Genomic DNA, 16,659 nt, shown 5'->3' with positions numbered 1-16,659 from the left:
CAGTTCCAGGCGCTCCTCCCGGGTGAATCGTTTTCGTAATTTGGACATGATGTCGGGTTGAAGATTTGAAAGATACCAAACCTTCCAGGCCGAAGTCACTGTCTATTTGTTTGAGCACCTCCACCCGAGATGCTAATGGTGGTAGCAATTACCATCTACCATATTACCATCCCACTATCTCACAAAAGTATTACCCCAAGTCTCCCATTACCGCATATGGATAAAGGAACGAAGTAGTTACCTCTACCATAGTACCACACTACCACACTACCATCCCCTAAAGAACTAAAGTACTACCCGACTAATCGACTAATCGACTAAACTACTAACCCTAATAAGCCCGTTCCCCACTACCTTCCATATAGTTCACGAAGGCTTTATTCACTACCCGGAAGCCGCCCGGCGTAGGGTAATTGCCGCTGAAGTACCAGTCGCCGTTATTATTGGGGCAGGATTGCTGGAGATCCTCAATGGTCTGGTAGATCACGTCGACCTTCGGCTTGGTGCCCTTCGGGGTCATGATCTGGGCGATCTTCTTACTGACGTCTTCATACTTGAGTTCGTCGTATAGCTGCTTGACGATATTCTTCTGCTTCTTGTCCGGCTTCTTCAGTTCGGCAACGGCCTTTTTGTAGGCTTGCTTGAGGAGTTTCTTCTTGCCCCGCTCCTCGATGAGGGCTTCCATCGCCTTGAAGGCTACGAATTCACCCATTTTCGACATATCGATTCCGTAGCAGTCCGGGTAGCGAATCTGCGGCGCCGAGGAAACAATGATGATGCGCTTGGGTCGGAGCCGGCTGACGATCTTGATGATCGAATCGCGCATGGTAGTGCCCCGTACGATGCTGTCGTCGAGGAGCACCAGGGTATCGATCTCATCACGTACGATGCCGTAAGTGACGTCGTAGACGTGACTGACCATATCGTCGCGACTGGTGGTATCGGCGATAAAGGTGCGGGTCTTGCCGTCCTTCACGACGATCTTTTCGTTGCGGACCTTCGTCTTGAGCACCTTGCCGAAGCCGTTCTTGCCCTTCTTCTTGCGGCGCTTCATTTCCTTCTTCCGCCACCAGAGGAGCTCGTCTTCCAGTCCTTCGATCATTCCCTGGAAGGCCGTCTCGGCGGTATTGGGGATATAACTGAACACGGTATTGTCGAAGTCGTACTTCACGGCCCTGGCTACGGACCTGGCGAGGCGGCGGCCAAGTTCCTTCCGTTCGAGGTAGATGTCGCGGTCGTTGCCCCGGCTGAAGTAAATACGTTCGAAGGAGCAGGCCGCGCGGGGCAGGAGCTTGGTGAACGGCTTCATGCTCGTCTGCCCGCTCTTCTTAATGATGAGGGCGTGGCCGGGCTCGACCTCCCTGATCACCTCGAAGGGCACGTTGAAGACCGTTTGCAGGGCCGGACGCTCGGAAGCAACGGCGACGAACTCATCGTCTTCGAAGAAAAAGGCCGGTCGGATACCCGCCGGGTCGCGCATTACGAAGGCATCGCCGTGGCCGATCATACCGCCCATGACGTAGCCACCGTCAAATTTCTTGCTGGCCCGTTTGAGCAGGCGTTGTACGTCGAGCTCCTCGGCAATGATGTCGTTGATCTCGATGTTGGAATAGCCGTCGGGTTTGTGCCAGGAGTGGATGCGCTGCACCTCATCGTCGAGAAAGTGGCCGATCTTTTCGAGTACGGTGACCGTATCGGATTTTTCCTTGGGGTACTGTCCGAGTTCCACCAGTTCCTGGAACAGCTCGTTGACGTTGGTGAGGTTGAAGTTGCCGGCTACGATCAGGCAGCGGGTCTTCCAGTTGCTCTGCCGCAGGAAGGGGTGGCAGGTTTCGATGGCGTTGGTCGAGTGGGTGCCGTAGCGCAGGTGGCCCATCATGACCTCACCGGTGTAGGGCAGGTTTTCCTTGAGCCACTCTCCGTCGTTGAGTTGCTCGGGGGTAAGCACGTCGAAGCGTTTGTATACCCCGGCCCAGAGATCGTCGAGGTAATTGGAGGCGTTCGATCGCTTGCGGCTGATGAATTTTTTGCCCGGTGGGTGGTCAAGTTTGATCGTCGCCATGCCGGCTCCGTCCTGTCCGCGATTACGCATTTTGCGCATCAGCAGTTGTAGGCACTTCAGGCCGTGCAGGGGGGTTCCGTACTTTTTGTTGTAGTAATCCAGTGGTTTCTTAAGGCGGATCATCGCTAGTCCGCACTCGTGGTGGATGGCTTCACTCATGTCAGGGCACCCTTTTTGGGGAAGGTGCAAAGGTACAACGCTTTGGGCGGGGCCGCGGGTGCAATGTGTTCGGGAATTAGCAATGTAGGAGGGGGGAGAAATTTAAAATTGAGAATTTGACATTTGAAATTTGCCGGCGGGCACTCGCTGCGCTCGGTGGGGACCGGGGAGCTGGTTTGTCGGATGGAGCGGGGGATTTACCATTTACAAAGTACCATGTACGATGTACCATTGGGCTGCCGCATGTTGGAGGCGTCGGGTGATCCAGAAGGAGAAATTTAAAATTTGATATTTTAAATTGACCGTCGGGCACTCGCTGCGCTCGGAGGGTAAGTTGATAACGGAGCGGGGGATTTACCATGTACAAAGTACCATGTTTGATGTACCATTGGGCTGCCGCACGTTGGAGGCGTCGGGTGATCTCAGGGGGAGAAATTTAACATTTGAAATTTGAAATTTGAAATTTGAAATTTGCCGGCGGGCACTCGCTGCGCTCGGAGGGGACCGGGGAGCTGGTTTGTCGGATGGAGCGGGAGATTTACCATTTACAAAGTACCATGTACGATGTACCATTGGGCTACCGCACGGTGGAGGCGTCGGGTGATCTCGGGGGGAGAAATTTAAAATTGAAAATTTGGCATTTGAAATTTGCCGTCTGGCACTCACTGCGCTCGGAGGTATATTCTTGCCCGACCCGCCTCCAACTTCCTTTATCCGATATTACCGACTCGACCATATTACCGCCTATGCACCTTGCTACCTATCAGTTCGACGCAACTCTTGGTGATGTCGACCTGAACCTGCGAAGGATCGAGGAGATATTGCGGTCCCTCCCCCCCGGAACGTACGATGCCATCGCTTTCCCGGAAATGTGCGACACGGGCTACGCCATGGATGTGATCACGAAACGGGCGGTCAACTGGAAGTCCGATCACCTGGCCGGCATTAGACAACTGGCGTCGGAGAATAAAACTGCCGTACTCCTGGGACTTTCCGAACGGGCAGGAAACGATATTTACAATACTATCGCGGTGATTGACGCAACGGGCGCTCTGATACACACCTACCGCAAGACCCACCTTGTCTCGATCGAGCCCATCAACGAACACCGGTACATCACACCCGGCGACGCATTGGGTGTTTTTTCCCTGGGCGGCGTGACCGCGGGCATCATGACCTGCTACGAATTACGCTTCCCCGAGGTAGCCCGCGCACTGACGCTGCGGGGCGTTAAGCTGCTTTTCGTCCCGGCAGCCTGGCCGCTGGTGCGGGTCGACCACCTCACTACCCTGCTGCGGGCCCGGGCGATCGAGAATCAGATCTTCGTAATTTCTTCCAGCCGGGTGGGTACGGATGCCGGCACCCGGTTTTCGGGCAGCAGCATGATCATCGATCCAAACGGTCTGGTACTCGCCCGGGGCCCGGAAACGGAGGAAGCTCTACTCCAAGCTAAGATCGACCTGGCGGAAATCGAGCGATCGCGCGGACGGATCGGAGCGCTGGGGGAGCGCCGGCCGGAACTGTACCTTTGATGCCGGAAGGCGTATTCAGGGAATCCAAACTCACCCTCTACTGGCGTACCGGGACGAGGCCGCCGTGGTGCTCGAAAATTACAGTCCCGTCCTTCGCAAGTTGCAGGTCGTCACCCTTGCCCCGCAGTTCGTAGCGTTCGTCCGTATACCAGAAGCCGGATGCGGGGTGGCGGGAAGCAAGTTCCGCGGTCTCCCCGCCGAAATTGATTGCGACGGTCTGCCGGCTATTATCGAACGATAGGTCGAGTTGATTCCCGCGAGCATCGGTGAACGACCGGTGAATGATACTAGACGATATGGCATCTTCCTCGGTTCCAGCTTGCTGACAGTTACTGAACATTGCGAGCGCTACAAAAACAAGCAAAAGTCGAAAGGGAGCTATCATCGTCCACTGTTCAAAACGGAGGGGCCGGAAGGGTGAGTGATCGGGTCGGGTGACCATACAGCAAAGCAGTCGGTGTACACTAGATTAGGATACCACAGCTAGGGGCTTTGTCTCCCGCCACCGGCCCCGGGTGAAGTCGGGGAAGTCCTGCGGCATTCCGTCGGCGGCTACCGAAGCCTCGCTCAGGGGTGCTACCGCGCTCCAGTAGCAGCCTTCGTAAACGTTCTGGTCGAGCGGCAGGCCCTGCTGCAGGCATTCGACGATCCGTACCATCATGATCCCGTCCATACCGCCGTGTCCACTCCCCTTCGCCGTTTCGTTGAGCCGCTTGTAGAGGGGGTGATCGTACTGTTCATACAGGGCCTCTAGTTGTTCGCCCTGCGCCCAGCGGTGGTGATCTTCCGTTGCTCCGGGGACGCCCCCTTCGAGGGCGACCCGGGTGGGGAATCCGGCCAGCGTTCCGAGGGTCCCCTGGATCAGGTTGTGGCGAGTGTAAGGCCGGGGGCTGGTCTCGTCCCACTGTACCATAACCGTGCGGCCGAGTTCCGTCTTGATCAGGGAAGTGTTCAGGTCGCCGCCCTGGAAGTCAAGTTTATTCCACCGATGGTCGGCCGGGTAATTTTTCTTCGCGTAAAGGCTACGTCCCCGGCTCGGGGTGGAGAAGGAGGTCAGGCGGCGGAAATTATCGTCGCCCCGCGCCAGGTTCATGTACTGCGCCACCGGGCCGAGACCGTGGGTGGGATAAAGGTTGCCGTTGCGCCTGGCGTAGTGCTCTGTGCGCCAGGAACCGGTGCCCCGTTCGACCTCCTCCATCTGGAAGCGGAGATCGTGAATGTAGGCGGCCTCGGCGTGCAGCACTTCCCCGATCATCCCCTGGCGGACGAGGTTCAGAAACAGTAGCTCATCCCGGCTGTAGTTTACGTTCTCGAGCATCATGCAGTGCTTGCGCGTCCGCTCCGAGGTGTCGATAATGGACCACATCTCCTCGATGGTCACGGCGATCGGAACCTCCACGAAGGCATGGGCACCGGCTTCCATCGCCGCGGTGGCCATCGGCGCATGGGCGGCCCAGTTGGTAGCGATGAACACGACGTCGGGCCGCTGCTCTTCCAGCATCCGTTTCCATTCGTTTTCCCCGCCGAAGTAGCCTTCGATGTTCTGGTGCTGCGATTCTTGTCCTAGGCTACCGGCCCGCTCCCGCCACTTCTCCACGTTGTCTTCGTACAGGTCGCTGATGGCGACGACCTCCGTGCCCGGCAGCTTGGCGAAGTTGGTGACGTGCTGCCCGCCCCGCGCCCCGACACCGATGAAGGCCGCGCGGATGTTATCGATTTTCGGTGCGGCATACCCCCCCATATATTCCCCTTCGGCGGCGGGGTAACTAGCACTATGCGAGCGAGTGGCCAGCAGGGTGCCGGCGGTAAGGAGGGTGGTTTTCTGGAGGAAGTTTCTGCGGTTAAGTTTGCTCATCGTTACGTGCGTTTGCGTCCACGGTACCGGACATTTGCATAATGATAAGAAAGGTAGCCGGATGAGGGGCGCAAAATGAACTTGTTCGCGCCAATATCTACGCTCACCCCGGCCATCACCGCACCCGCGTCCCCGCCTGGTTGGATCGTCTGGAAGGCAACGCTTCTCCGACTGAAGGACTGGATGCAAGCCCGAAAAACCTGACCACCAGAAGGCTACCGACAATGAATGTCTTAGCCCACCGCATCCGCAGAGCAGTTACCCAGGACTGATGAGGCGCCCCGCCGGTTAATCCCCTATCTTAAGTGGCGATACCGATCACGTAACTACACACTCTACCCGCCGGATACCTAACCGGCACGCCCCATGCTGAAGAGCATACTATCCCCGGCACTGCTGTTGATTCTCCTCCTGACTACGTCCTCCGGCCACGCTCAGACGGATTCCCTCCCGTCCCTGATGCACCGGGAACGGACGACCAGCATAGTCCGGGTACTAAGCGAGTACATTCAGCACCCCTCGGAAAGCGGCAATGAACGACGGGCGGGGGAATTTCTCCGGGAGCTCTGCCGCGAAAACGGCCTGCACATCACGCAGATGGGTGACGAGAACGGCAACTTCAACTTCGCTGCCTCCATCCGTCCGCTGCACTTGAACCTCCCCAACATCATATTTCTGAACCACATCGACGTGGTACCCCCCGGCGACCCGGCCGCCTGGACCCACCACCCCTACAGCGGCCAGGTCACCGATACGGAAGTGTGGGGAAGGGGGGCATTCGATAATAAGGGGGCCGGCATGATGCAACTGGCCGGAATCTCAGCCATTCGCGAGCAGTATGAGCATGCTGAGGTGCCATACAATGTGACCTTCCTCGCCGTCTCCTGTGAGGAAACGCAGTGCGAGGGAGGCGCGCGCTACGTGGTAAGGCACCACCTCACCGAGCTTAATCCTGCCGTGGTGATCGGCGAGGGTCCCCCGGCCCTGCGCGGCGTACTGCAGCGCTACCCCGAACGGGACATATTCGGCATCTCCGTGGCGCACAAGCGGGCCCTGTGGATCAAGCTGGAAAGCACCGTTCATACTTCCGGTCACGGCTCGATCACCCCGATCAAATACTCGAATAAGGAAATGGTGCGGTCCCTGCACCAGTTGCTGCGTAGAAAACAACCGGCCATCTTCACCGATCTGAACGTCGATATCCTACGCCAACTCGGAACCCTGGAGCAGGGCATTACCGGATTCGTGCTCAGGCATCCGCGGCTGTTCCGGGGGCTGATCGTCCCCAAATTGCGCAAGCAGCCCGAGATATTCGCGCTGTTCTCCAACACCATCACGCTGACGGACCTCGACAACCACAACGGCGTAGTGAACGTAGTACCGACCTCCACCGCCGCCCTCCTTGATTGCCGCCTGCTGCCCCACGCCTCTTCCGAAAAATTCCTGGCCCGCCTGCGACGAAAACTGAGGAATGACTCCATAAAACTGACCGTGATCAAGGAAATGCCGGAAATGGATCCGTCGACCGAGCACACTGTTTTTTACCGCTTGCTCGCGGCCACCATCCTGGAGCGGTATCCGGATAGTCACGTCTCCAAAATCTTCGTCCCTAATTTTTCCGACGATGGCATCTTCCGCTCCCACGGGATACCGGCCTATTCTTCCATTCCGGTAAAAATCGACCGCAGCTACCTGGAGCACCTGCATAACGTAGATGAGCGTATCCCGATCTCTATCCTCGCGGAGGGGAGTGCGGCCTATGCGGCCTTCGTGAGGGAATGCATGGAGGAAGCGATGGCGGGGGAGACTCGGACGGTAGCTAGCCATTAATGCGCGTTTGTCAAACATGAGGAAGCAGGGAACTCCGTTAGCATAGTACCACTCACCCTACCCTATGCGATTTACCCTACTGTTTCTGCTCCTCCTCTGCTTTTCAGTTTCCGTACGTGCCCAGATGGAGGCTTCTATTGACCTTGTCGGCGGACTGGACTATACCTACCGCAGCCTACTTACCTCGAGTGATGAATCACATATTTCTACCATCCTGGACAACCGGGAGAAGGAATACGGCAAAGCCAGTTGGCATGTAGGCTTACATTACAACCGACGGCTGAGTGAACACGTCGTCCTACGCAGCGGATTACGCCTATCCAGCCTGGGATTTGGCCGTGAGTCAAGCGATTTAAGGTGGGGAAGTCAGCATACGGGGACGGGAACCTTCGAACCGGATTCTGCCCTCCCCCAAAGATTACGGGCCAGCTACAACTCTTGGTTCGTAGATGTGCCGATCATCGGTCGCCGTGAATTCGGATCAGGCCGGTGGACGCACTTCGTAGAGATCGGGCTACTGCCCTCCGTATATATTGCGACCCAAACCGGGCCCCACCGCTTTCACTTGGCGGGATTGGTATCCGTCGGTGCGCAGTATACCGTCTCCGAAACCTACCACCTATTCGGTCAGCCGGTTTTCCGGTACCACCTCACGCCAACGGCGGAAGGTCCTATTCGGGAACACTTGTACGGTGTGGGAATGGAAGTGGGGGTGCGGCGTAGCTTGCGGTAGCTTATCTACCGGCCAGCTTTTCCTAATTTTCACGGCACCCGCGACCCCGCATGATCCCGTCCTGTGGAAGACCTGGCTCCCCAGAGCGGCTGCTCGTCCCGTGGGGTATATATCTTCAGCCCCTCCCTCGTAAGCTCCCCGCTACTCGCCCAACATAATTCATCGGCCCCATGCCCCTACAAAATCTGATCGCACCTACTCTGCTCTGCTTTTTGGCCTTCAGTTGCACCCCCGTAGAGCAAGCCTCGACCACCGTCGACACGGCGGAACTAGGAAATTACTACGGTACCCCGGACGCCGCTCCCGCGGACTCCGCCCAATTAATTGTGGAAACCATCGCGGGGCCTGACCTCGTACCCAGTCCCGCCTGCCTGGCGGTGCTGCCCACCGGAGAGGTTTTCGTGGGCGTGGACAAGATGGGATCCCTCGGCAAGGAACCCGGCAAGGGCAGTATCGTGCGGCTGGTAGACCGCGACCACGACGGCAGCTACGAAACGCACACGGAATACGCGCTGGTCGATAATCCCCGCGGATTGATGCCGGTCGGGAATAAACTTTTCGTGCTGCACACGGCCTTCGGGGAGGGAGAAGCAGTGGCGGCCGGTATGGACCTGGTCGTATTTGAAGACCGGGACGGCGATGGAGTAGCCGACGGTCCTTCACAGCCGCTCATCACCAACATCAGCTCCCCCACCCCGCTGCGGGACCGCGGCACGGACCACGCCACCAACGGCATCCGCATGGGCATCGACGGCTGGATCTACATCGCGGTGGGCGACTTCGGCTTCCACAACGCCGAGGACCGGTCGGGCAAGAAAATGACCATGCTCGGCGGAGGGATCGTGCGCGTGCGACCCGACGGCACGGAAATGGAGGTCTACACTCACGGCACCCGCAACATTTACGACGTGGCCATCGACCCCTTCATGAACGTCTACACCCGCGGCAACACCAACGACGGCGGCGGCTGGAACGTCCGCTTCCTCCACCACCTGCAGAGCGGCGAGTACGGCTACCCTACCCTCTTCAAGCACTTTACGGAGGAAACCCTTCCCGCCCTGATCGACGTGGGCGGCGGCTCGGGCACCGGCAGCTACTTCATGGACGACGACCGCTGGCCGGCCCGCTACAACCACGTGCCCATGATGGCCGACTGGGGCAGAAATCAACTGTACATCCACCGGGTGGAGATGGACGGCCCGAGCTTCACCCAGCGGGACGAGGAATTCATCGAACTCCCCCAGATCACCGACATCGACCTCGACGGCTCCGGACGAATGCTCCTCGCTGCCTGGGACGGAGCCGGCTACCGGGGCAGTCCGGATAAGGGCTACGTGGTGCGGGTGGTGCCGGAAGGATGGACCTACGAAGCCTTTCCGGACCTGACGGCCGCCTCGGTGGAAGAGCTGGGCGAACTGCTTAAGGCCGGCAGTTCGGTGGCGCGTTTTCACGCCCAGCAGGAATTGCTCACCCGTCCCTCCGGGGAAGCGGCAGCGGTTGCATGGCGGGTAGCGCGGGAGCAAGGTGCGTCACTGGAAGCAAGGGTGGCCGGTATCTACACTTACGCTCAGCTCACCTGCAGCGAGGGGGTTGAGGAACTGGTGGAGCTGAGTAAGGAAGATAAGCTGCGCGAATTTGCCCTGCGGGCGCTGACGGACCGCAAGAGTTGTCTGGAAGCAGTTCCCCTGGATCCTTTCCTCACCGCGGTCGACGACGCCAATCCCCGCGTGCGGGCCGCCGCGATCGTCGGTCTGGGACGCCTGGGTAAGCCCGAAGCCGCGGAAACTCTCCTGACGGTCGCCGTCCCGGCATCCGCCCGGGCTCCGGAACCCGGCACCGAGGGACCGCACGCAACGCCGAATGCCGACATCGTGCTTCCCCACCTGGCGGTCCGTTCGCTCGTGGAGCTGGAAGCCGTGGAGGCGGCCGTCGGCGCGATTCAGGATAATCCAAAGCTTGCCCTGTGGACACTGCGGTACCTGCACGATCCCAGGACCGTGGACGGCCTGATCGCGGCCTACGGCTCTAGCAAAAAGACCGAAGTGAAGGAAGAAATACTGGCAACCCTCGCCCGTCTCTACACCCGCGAGGCCCCCTACGCCGGCGACTGGTGGTGGAGCACGCGCCCGGATACCCACGGACCGTACTATAAGGGTGAGACCTGGGAGTTTTCGGACAAGATCAAATACTTCCTTACCGAGGAAGCCCGGGCGGCCGGTCCCGAAAAACAGCGCTTCTTCGCCCTCCTGAATGAGCGCAACCGGATGGAAATAGCCGAACTTGGAGTAGTGACCGAGGAGGCCGTAGCCGCCGAAAACACGGTGGACCTGAACGCCATTTCCGGTAAGAAGGGCGAAGTGGGTAATGCGTCGATCGAGGACATTATCCTGGCCATGGCCGAAACGGAGGGCAACCCGGCCCGCGGCAAGGAATTGTTCGTCAGCCAGGGCTGCGTGGCGTGCCATGCCGTAAACAAAAGCGAGCCGATGAAGGGTCCGTTCATGGGACAAATCGGTTCCATCATGAACCGCGACCAGATCACCGAAAGCATCATTAAACCCGACGCGTCCATCTCCCAGGGGTTTTCGTCTTACCTCATCGAGACGAAGGACGGGGAAGCCTACGTGGGCTTCGTCACGGCCGAGTCCGCCGATGCCCTCACCCTGCGCGATATGGGCGGAAAGCAAACCGAGTTACGGAAGGCCGTCATCACGAACCGGGAAGAACTGGAAAACTCCATGATGCCTACCGGACTGGCCAACGCACTCTCCTTCGAGGAGCTGGCGTCGCTGGTCACTTATCTGGAGCAGCAGAAGTAGGCGGGCGTGAACAAATGGTAGTGAGTTGACCTGCTAAGGTGCACCGATCCTTCATCCAAACTGCCGCCGGCCATGACAGACTGCGCCTTCATCATCACCTTTCATCAGTCCACCGCCGAACTGATCGAGCGTACCCGCAAGGCCGTCTCCGCCAAGGGGGGAAACTTTGAGGGCGACGTAACGTCCGGTAAATTTTCCATTCCCGCGGCATCCGGCACCGTAGCCGGCACCTACCGGGTGGAGGACCATGTTTTCCACTTTTCCATCACGGAGATGCCGGAAGATACCACCTGCCATAAGGTGGAGAACACCTTTCGTAGCCTCATCGGATCGCCGCCAGATACATCGCTGGACTTCAGCTGAATTCAGGCTATAGGCTGTCCAGCGCCTCCCGCACGGCGAGTTGGAACGCGGTGGCATTGCCTATCCAGGCGCCATGGCCCGCGGAGGGGATAATCGTCAACTTTCCGTTCCGTAGTCGATTGGCGAGCCGTCGCCACACGGCCGCATCCGGGTCGACGTAATCGCAGGTACCCATCAGAATCCGCACCGGTCCTCCAAAAGTCTGGAGTGCCGGCCAGGCCGCGGCCAGCCGTTCGGTATAGAGGGAATCCGCAAGTATGGCGTTGGCCACCGACTGCTCGTAAAAGGCCATGCCCCCCTCCATTTCGCGCCAGCTCGAGGCATTGCAGGAGTTGATGGCGGTAAAGAAGATGCGCCAGGCACGAGTGTACTCCCGGTCGGTCAGATCCTGTAATAGTCGGTTGATGACCTGCCGTGCGGGGCGTTCGGTGAGGGAGTCCGGTACGAACCCCTCCTCGCGGAGCTCGGTTATGGCGCGCTCGTGCATACTGGTGAAGAAATCGTTCACGGCATCGGCCCGCTGCTGGCGTTCCATCCCCGGCCATACCTCGGCCAGAAAGGCGGAATCGGGAATACTGCCGGATATACCGGGCAACACGGCTCCCACCAGGACCAGTCCCTTCACCCGCTCGGGATAGCGTGCCAGGTAAGCGTAGGCCAGTTGCGTACCCATGGAGTGAGCCAGCAGCGTGAGGCGATCCACTCCGAGTGCCTGCCGTAAATCATCCAGATCCTCCACGAGGCGATCAATGGTGATGGTAGAGTCCGGAGCCGGGGATCGCAGGGAACCCCGCTGATCGTAAAAGACAAAGTACCGTTCGGCGAAGAGTGGCTCCAGGGGACTTACCAGGTAGCTATGCTCCGCCCCCCAGCCGCCGTGTAACACTACTACGGTGTCCCGGTCCTCCGTTCCGACCGCGTACACGAACTGCCGGTGGCCGTCGTCGGTAAAGTTGTACCACACCTCGCCGGTCCGGTCGGTAGACTGCGCGAACAGTCCCGCAGAAGAAATGAGAAACAGCAGGCAGTGAACCAGTAGGACCGGCGGTCTGTAGGAAAGGGGCAAATAAATGGTACTGGGGGCGTTCTGACTAACTAACATGCCCGAACGACGAACTCAGTTGCCAATCGTTGCAGTCATAAAGAAAAAAGGTCCGAAACACCTTCAGAGTAAACTTTGATTTTCAAAGTTCTTTTATACAGCTAAATTTACCGTTACCACTGCTCCGGTTACCCCCCCCCTCGCTATGAACACCTTTGTCTCCCCCTCCTCCATTGTACGCCGGATCTGGGGCAACGGCGATACCATTCTTTTCATCTTCGCGGGGGCGGCCGCGGAATTCGCTCTCAACAAGGCCGTGGACTGGCTGTACTTCACCGGCCGGCTGCCCGCCGATCCGCTGGGCCGCCTGTTTTCTACCGTTGACTATGCCCGGCGCATCGTCTTCTCCGACCGTGACGGGGCTTACCGGGCCATCGACGCCATGGCCGCCATTCACGCCGCGGTGGAGGATAAACGGGGTGCACGCATCCCCGACTGGGCCTATCGCGACGTGCTGTTCATGCTCATAGACTATTCCGTCCGCGCCTTCGAAGTCCTGGAACGCCGCCTGACCACTACGGAACGGGAGGAGGTATTCACCGTCTTCTACCGCGTCGGCCACCGGATGGGGGTACGGGATTTGCCCACCGATCTAGCATCCTGGGAAGCGATGCGTTCGGAACATTTGAAAGATAACTTGCGGTACAGCACCTACACCGCCGATCTGTTTCGCCAGTACCGTCGCCATCTCGGGCTGTTTCGGTATTTACTGTTGCGGGAAGCCCAGTTGCTGGTGGTCCCGGAGCGGGTGAACCGACTCCTGGGGTACCGCCGTGCTTCCCTACTCGGTCCGCTGCTGTTTTTGTACAAGGTGAGCCGGCGGTTGCGCCTCGATGAACTACTCAAGTCGCTCATTCTTCCCCCGGCCTACCGGGAAGAAATTCGTTCGCTGGATCGGGCGGGGACGCAGGAGCAATGAGTACCACCGAACTGCTCCACAACGGACGAGGTTGATGGAGTAAATACGCACCCATGCCCAACGAACAGATCACCGTACAAACGACCGTCGACGCCCCCTTGTCCGAGACCTGGCATTATTACACTGAATCCGAGCACGTCATCAACTGGAACTTCGCTTCCGCGGACTGGCACTGCCCGGCCGCCGTCAACGACCTGCGGGTCGGGGGCGAGTTCAAGATTACCATGGCCGCCAAGGACGGCAGCATGAGCTTTGACCTCGAAGGCACCTACGACGAGGTGGACCCCGAAACCCACATCGCCTATACCCTGGAGAACGGCCGTGAGGTCAGTGTTGATTTTAAGGAAGTAAAGGATGGCACCAAAGTCATCATTAAGTTCGACCCCGAGCAGGAGAACTCCGCGGAGCATCAGCGCGAGGGCTGGCAGTCAATCCTCGATAATTTCCGGAAGTACGCCGAAGACCAGGCGGCGAACAACGCCTAAGCAATGAGCAGCCACCGCACCACCGCCGACGTACTGGAAGATCACCGGGCCGCCGGTAAATTTGTCGATGTCGGAGGATTGAACACCTTCGTGCTCGATAAGGGCACGGGGGAAGCCGTACTGTGCCTCCACGGTGTACCGACCTCCTCCTTTCTGTACCGGAAGGTGATCGACGAGCTTGTCATGCGGGATCTCCGGGGCATTTCCTTCGACTTTCCGGGACTGGGATTATCGGACCGGCCGAAGGACTTTGACTACGGGTTCGCCAGCCTGGCCCGCTTCGCGGCGCGGGTGGCCGATACGCTGAAACTCGACCGCTACCATTTAGTGGTACACGATGTAGGCGGTCCGGTTGGTTTTGCCCTGGCGGCCGACCAGCGCGACCGGATCCGGTCGCTCACCATCCTGAACACCTGGATCGACGTCGTCAACTTCAAAAAGCCCTTGCCCATGCGGCCCTTCGAGCTACCCCTCGCGGGGGAAGCCGAGCTGGCCACGATCAATCACCTGACCTGGCAGCTCATGTGGAAGGGACTGGGCGTAGCCGATGCGGATCAGATACCTAAGGAAGAAAGTAATGCCTATGTGGATTTACTTAAGCGGGACGACGGAGGTAAAGCCTTCCTCAGGATCATGCGCAACTTCGCGGACACCGACGCATTCCGCGACCGTTGCTACCGGGCCGTGCGCAATGTCCCCTACCCCGTGCAGGCGATCTGGGGCAGCGAGGACCCCGCCCTGACCTACGAGCGCTACGGAGAGGAGATCAAGCGGATCGCCGGACTTTCCCACATCCACCAGGTTCCGGGAAAACACTTCCTGCAGGAAGACAACGCTCCGGCCATCGCCGCCCAGATTGCCGCCTTTACTAAACCCTAAAATCTCCCCATGCCTACTTCTCCCTCCGTCATTTTCTTTGATGTCAACGAAACCCTCCTCGACCTCCAGCCGGTAAAAAAGAGCGTGGCCCGGGCCCTCGGCGGGCGGGAGGAACTCGTCAGCGTGTGGTTCACGACCCTCCTGCAGTACTCGCTTGTCGCTACGGTGGGCGACCACTACACCGACTTCGGTTCCATCGGCGCCGCCACCCTACGCATGGTGGCCCGGCAGAACGGTATGGACCTGTCGGAAGCGGAGGCTAAGGAAGTACTAAAGCCGATCCGATCCCTACCCCCGCACGCTGACGTTTCGGATGGCCTGCACCGCCTGAAGGAGTCCGGCTTTCGCCTGTTCACGCTCACTAATTCAGCCACGGGAGCCCTGAACGACCAGATGACCAACTCGGGGCTAAAACCCTTTTTCGAAGACCTGTACAGCGTAGAATCGGTGGGCCGGTTCAAGCCCCACCGCGACGTGTACGCGTGGGCCAGTGAGCAGGTCGGCGAAGCTCCGGAAAATTGCATGCTGGTTGCGGCTCACGGCTGGGACATCGCCGGTGCCGGTTGGGCGGGTATGCGGACGGCCTTCATCGAGCGGCCCGGTCAGACGCTGTATCCCCTGGCGGAACGGCCGGACTACTCCGTCCCCACGCTGATTGAACTGGCGAAGCGCTTGGTGGCGGGAACTAACGATTGACCCACAGCTCAACGAAAGTGGCCTCGTGATCGGGGTAACGGAAAATATCGATGTCACCGTCGTAGTCGAAATCCGCGGCCTGACCGTTATAGATCCCGTCCGTGCCCAGTACCCGTGCCGTCCAGTTTTCCCGTCCGTCGTTCAGGTACAGGGTTACGTGGTAGTTGTCTACCCCCTCCGCGATATTGACCGCGCGCGCCCGGTTGATGCCCGATAGTACGTCCTGGTCGCCATCGCCGTCGAAGTCAAAGACCTGCAGGGTGTGGGCGGCGGGGATGTTTTCGGCGATGACGTGCTCTTCCCATTTTCCATCATCGGTGAGCCGGTAGAACACCAGGGGATAGCCGGCTCGTTCGCTGTGACTGACGAAGATCTCTACGGTACCGTCACCGTCCAGATCACGGGCGAAATGCTTGGTGCCATTGCGGCTCCAATTATCGTCGCGGCCTTCCTCCGTGGGTTGGTTGTTCCATTTTTCGGCAATGTTCGTGACCGTCCACGCTCCGTCGAGTCCACCGGCGGGCGGGGAGAATACGTAGCCGTTGGCGATCACGTCCGGGCGCCCGTCGCCGGTGACGTCCCCCGTAGCCATACCCTCGTGCAGGTTGCCGTAGTGGTCGTAAAAGGCAACGCGGGCAAACTGGCCATCCGCCTCCTGACGGAACACGCTCAGGGTGTTCTCCTCGAAGGTCAGTACGGCCAGGTCCGTGCGGCCGTCTTGGTCGAAGTCGGCAAAGTTGACGTCCTTAACCGCGTTGGGCACCCGACCGATGGCGTGGACCGCCCAGCCGGGGTTCTCGTACCAGAACAGCTCGGCGGGAGCGGCGGCGTCCATCCACTCCCCGGGATGTTTGACGGCGAAAATATCGGTATCACCGTCTCCGTCCATATCGGCGGCCTCCAGATCGCCGGCGGCAAACTCTCCGCCCCCCGGGGGGGCCGTAGCGACGGTAACCAACTCCCAGGCGCCGGTGTCGAGCTGGCCGCGTAAATACTGCAGGGGACCGCCGTTATTGTTGCCGTTGATGAGCACGAGATCCATAATGTCGTCGCCCGATACCTCAGCGGGCACGAAGGCCCACATGTATTCGATTTCGGTAGAGATGACCCGGGGCGTGAAGGACACTTCCGTGACGGGTGGCTGAGTAAAATCCTGCTCGCGGGGCGTGGTATCGGCACAGGTCAGCAGGAGTAGAAGGAGCAATAGAAGTGGGGCGTGGTTCAT

14 protein-coding genes are annotated in these 16,659 nt (G+C 59.1%); 9 read left to right on the top strand and 5 right to left on the bottom strand.

Annotated features, from left to right (window positions below; all coding sequences use genetic code 11):
- Nucleotides 1-331 precede the first annotated feature (331 nt).
- Nucleotides 332-2,221 carry an amidophosphoribosyltransferase gene (locus NMA52_RS17980; protein WP_254829097.1) on the bottom strand — a complete coding sequence of 630 codons (1,890 nt, stop codon included), beginning with the start codon at nt 2,219-2,221 and terminating at the stop codon, nt 332-334.
- Nucleotides 2,222-2,967: 746 nt separating this feature from the next.
- On the opposite strand from NMA52_RS17980, the gene NMA52_RS17975 reads away from it, so the two are divergent.
- Nucleotides 2,968-3,753: a nitrilase-related carbon-nitrogen hydrolase gene (locus NMA52_RS17975; RefSeq protein ID WP_254829096.1), complete on the top strand. Its 786-nt coding sequence runs from the start codon at nt 2,968-2,970 to the stop codon at nt 3,751-3,753.
- 37 nt (nt 3,754-3,790) lie between these two features.
- Here the strand turns inward: NMA52_RS17975 and NMA52_RS17970 are convergent, their stop codons facing one another.
- Nucleotides 3,791-4,093 (bottom strand): MliC family protein, encoded by a 303-nt coding sequence (locus tag NMA52_RS17970; RefSeq protein ID WP_254829095.1) that lies wholly within the window; start codon nt 4,091-4,093, stop codon nt 3,791-3,793.
- 129 nt (nt 4,094-4,222) lie between these two features.
- A complete protein-coding gene (locus NMA52_RS17965; protein WP_254829094.1) occupies nt 4,223-5,608 on the bottom strand; it encodes a Gfo/Idh/MocA family protein in 1,386 nt (461 codons plus the stop codon).
- 366 nt (nt 5,609-5,974) lie between these two features.
- On the opposite strand from NMA52_RS17965, the gene NMA52_RS17960 reads away from it, so the two are divergent.
- The 4 genes from NMA52_RS17960 to NMA52_RS17945 all read left to right on the top strand — a co-directional run bounded on the left by NMA52_RS17960 (nt 5,975) and on the right by NMA52_RS17945 (nt 11,353).
- Nucleotides 5,975-7,438 (top strand): M20/M25/M40 family metallo-hydrolase, encoded by a 1,464-nt coding sequence (locus NMA52_RS17960; protein WP_254829093.1) that lies wholly within the window; start codon nt 5,975-5,977, stop codon nt 7,436-7,438.
- A 64-nt stretch (nt 7,439-7,502) separates the two neighbouring features.
- Nucleotides 7,503-8,171, top strand: a complete 669-nt coding sequence (locus tag NMA52_RS17955) for a hypothetical protein (RefSeq protein WP_254829092.1) — start codon at nt 7,503-7,505, stop codon at nt 8,169-8,171.
- A gap of 170 nt (nt 8,172-8,341) precedes the next feature.
- Nucleotides 8,342-10,990 carry a HEAT repeat domain-containing protein gene (locus tag NMA52_RS17950; RefSeq protein WP_254829091.1) on the top strand — a complete coding sequence of 883 codons (2,649 nt, stop codon included), beginning with the start codon at nt 8,342-8,344 and terminating at the stop codon, nt 10,988-10,990.
- Nucleotides 10,991-11,062: 72 nt separating this feature from the next.
- On the top strand, nt 11,063-11,353 hold the full coding sequence (locus NMA52_RS17945; RefSeq protein WP_254829090.1) for a hypothetical protein: 291 nt from the start codon (nt 11,063-11,065) through the stop codon (nt 11,351-11,353).
- 7 nt (nt 11,354-11,360) lie between these two features.
- On the opposite strand, the gene NMA52_RS17940 is transcribed toward NMA52_RS17945, so the two are convergent.
- Nucleotides 11,361-12,455 (bottom strand): alpha/beta fold hydrolase, encoded by a 1,095-nt coding sequence (locus NMA52_RS17940; RefSeq protein ID WP_254829089.1) that lies wholly within the window; start codon nt 12,453-12,455, stop codon nt 11,361-11,363.
- A 145-nt stretch (nt 12,456-12,600) separates the two neighbouring features.
- Between NMA52_RS17940 and NMA52_RS17935 the strand changes: the two genes are divergently transcribed.
- Genes NMA52_RS17935 through NMA52_RS17920 form a run of 4 tightly spaced genes read left to right on the top strand, consistent with a single transcriptional unit; the run spans nt 12,601 to nt 15,434 of the window.
- Nucleotides 12,601-13,374, top strand: coding sequence for an oxygenase MpaB family protein (locus NMA52_RS17935; protein WP_254829088.1), 774 nt, complete (start codon nt 12,601-12,603; stop codon nt 13,372-13,374).
- A 53-nt stretch (nt 13,375-13,427) separates the two neighbouring features.
- Nucleotides 13,428-13,859, top strand: a complete 432-nt coding sequence (locus NMA52_RS17930; RefSeq protein WP_254829087.1) for an SRPBCC domain-containing protein — start codon at nt 13,428-13,430, stop codon at nt 13,857-13,859.
- A 3-nt stretch (nt 13,860-13,862) separates the two neighbouring features.
- Complete coding sequence (locus NMA52_RS17925) at nt 13,863-14,738, top strand: alpha/beta fold hydrolase (RefSeq protein WP_254829086.1); 876 nt, start codon at nt 13,863-13,865, stop codon at nt 14,736-14,738.
- Nucleotides 14,739-14,747: 9 nt separating this feature from the next.
- Entirely contained in the window at nt 14,748-15,434 is a 687-nt protein-coding gene (locus NMA52_RS17920; RefSeq protein WP_254829085.1) for a haloacid dehalogenase type II, read from the top strand.
- Here NMA52_RS17920 and NMA52_RS17915 read toward each other — a convergent pair.
- Nucleotides 15,424-16,659: a VCBS repeat-containing protein gene (locus tag NMA52_RS17915; RefSeq protein ID WP_254829084.1), complete on the bottom strand. Its 1,236-nt coding sequence runs from the start codon at nt 16,657-16,659 to the stop codon at nt 15,424-15,426. The two genes, NMA52_RS17920 and NMA52_RS17915, sit on opposite strands and share 11 nt — an antisense overlap.

Origin of the sequence: Lewinella sp. JB7 (assembly GCF_024297185.1) — a bacterium.
Taxonomy (GTDB): Bacteria; Bacteroidota; Bacteroidia; order Chitinophagales; family Saprospiraceae; genus Neolewinella.
The sequence above is the reverse complement of the archived record's forward strand: the minus strand, read 5'-3'. Positions and strand labels throughout refer to the sequence as shown.

What these genes read in the sequence shown, in the direction of transcription:
- NMA52_RS17980 (WP_254829097.1), bottom strand. Translation starts at nt 2,221, where the DNA reads ATGAGTGAAGCCATCCACCACGAGTGCGGACTAGCGATGATCCGCCTT.
- NMA52_RS17975 (WP_254829096.1), top strand. Translation starts at nt 2,968, where the DNA reads ATGCACCTTGCTACCTATCAGTTCGACGCAACTCTTGGTGATGTCGAC.
- NMA52_RS17970 (WP_254829095.1), bottom strand. Translation starts at nt 4,093, where the DNA reads ATGTTCAGTAACTGTCAGCAAGCTGGAACCGAGGAAGATGCCATATCG.
- NMA52_RS17965 (WP_254829094.1), bottom strand. Translation starts at nt 5,608, where the DNA reads ATGAGCAAACTTAACCGCAGAAACTTCCTCCAGAAAACCACCCTCCTT.
- NMA52_RS17960 (WP_254829093.1), top strand. Translation starts at nt 5,975, where the DNA reads ATGCTGAAGAGCATACTATCCCCGGCACTGCTGTTGATTCTCCTCCTG.
- NMA52_RS17955 (WP_254829092.1), top strand. Translation starts at nt 7,503, where the DNA reads ATGCGATTTACCCTACTGTTTCTGCTCCTCCTCTGCTTTTCAGTTTCC.
- NMA52_RS17950 (WP_254829091.1), top strand. Translation starts at nt 8,342, where the DNA reads ATGCCCCTACAAAATCTGATCGCACCTACTCTGCTCTGCTTTTTGGCC.
- NMA52_RS17945 (WP_254829090.1), top strand. Translation starts at nt 11,063, where the DNA reads ATGACAGACTGCGCCTTCATCATCACCTTTCATCAGTCCACCGCCGAA.
- NMA52_RS17940 (WP_254829089.1), bottom strand. Translation starts at nt 12,455, where the DNA reads ATGTTAGTTAGTCAGAACGCCCCCAGTACCATTTATTTGCCCCTTTCC.
- NMA52_RS17935 (WP_254829088.1), top strand. Translation starts at nt 12,601, where the DNA reads ATGAACACCTTTGTCTCCCCCTCCTCCATTGTACGCCGGATCTGGGGC.
- NMA52_RS17930 (WP_254829087.1), top strand. Translation starts at nt 13,428, where the DNA reads ATGCCCAACGAACAGATCACCGTACAAACGACCGTCGACGCCCCCTTG.
- NMA52_RS17925 (WP_254829086.1), top strand. Translation starts at nt 13,863, where the DNA reads ATGAGCAGCCACCGCACCACCGCCGACGTACTGGAAGATCACCGGGCC.
- NMA52_RS17920 (WP_254829085.1), top strand. Translation starts at nt 14,748, where the DNA reads ATGCCTACTTCTCCCTCCGTCATTTTCTTTGATGTCAACGAAACCCTC.
- NMA52_RS17915 (WP_254829084.1), bottom strand. Translation starts at nt 16,659, where the DNA reads ATGAACCACGCCCCACTTCTATTGCTCCTTCTACTCCTGCTGACCTGT.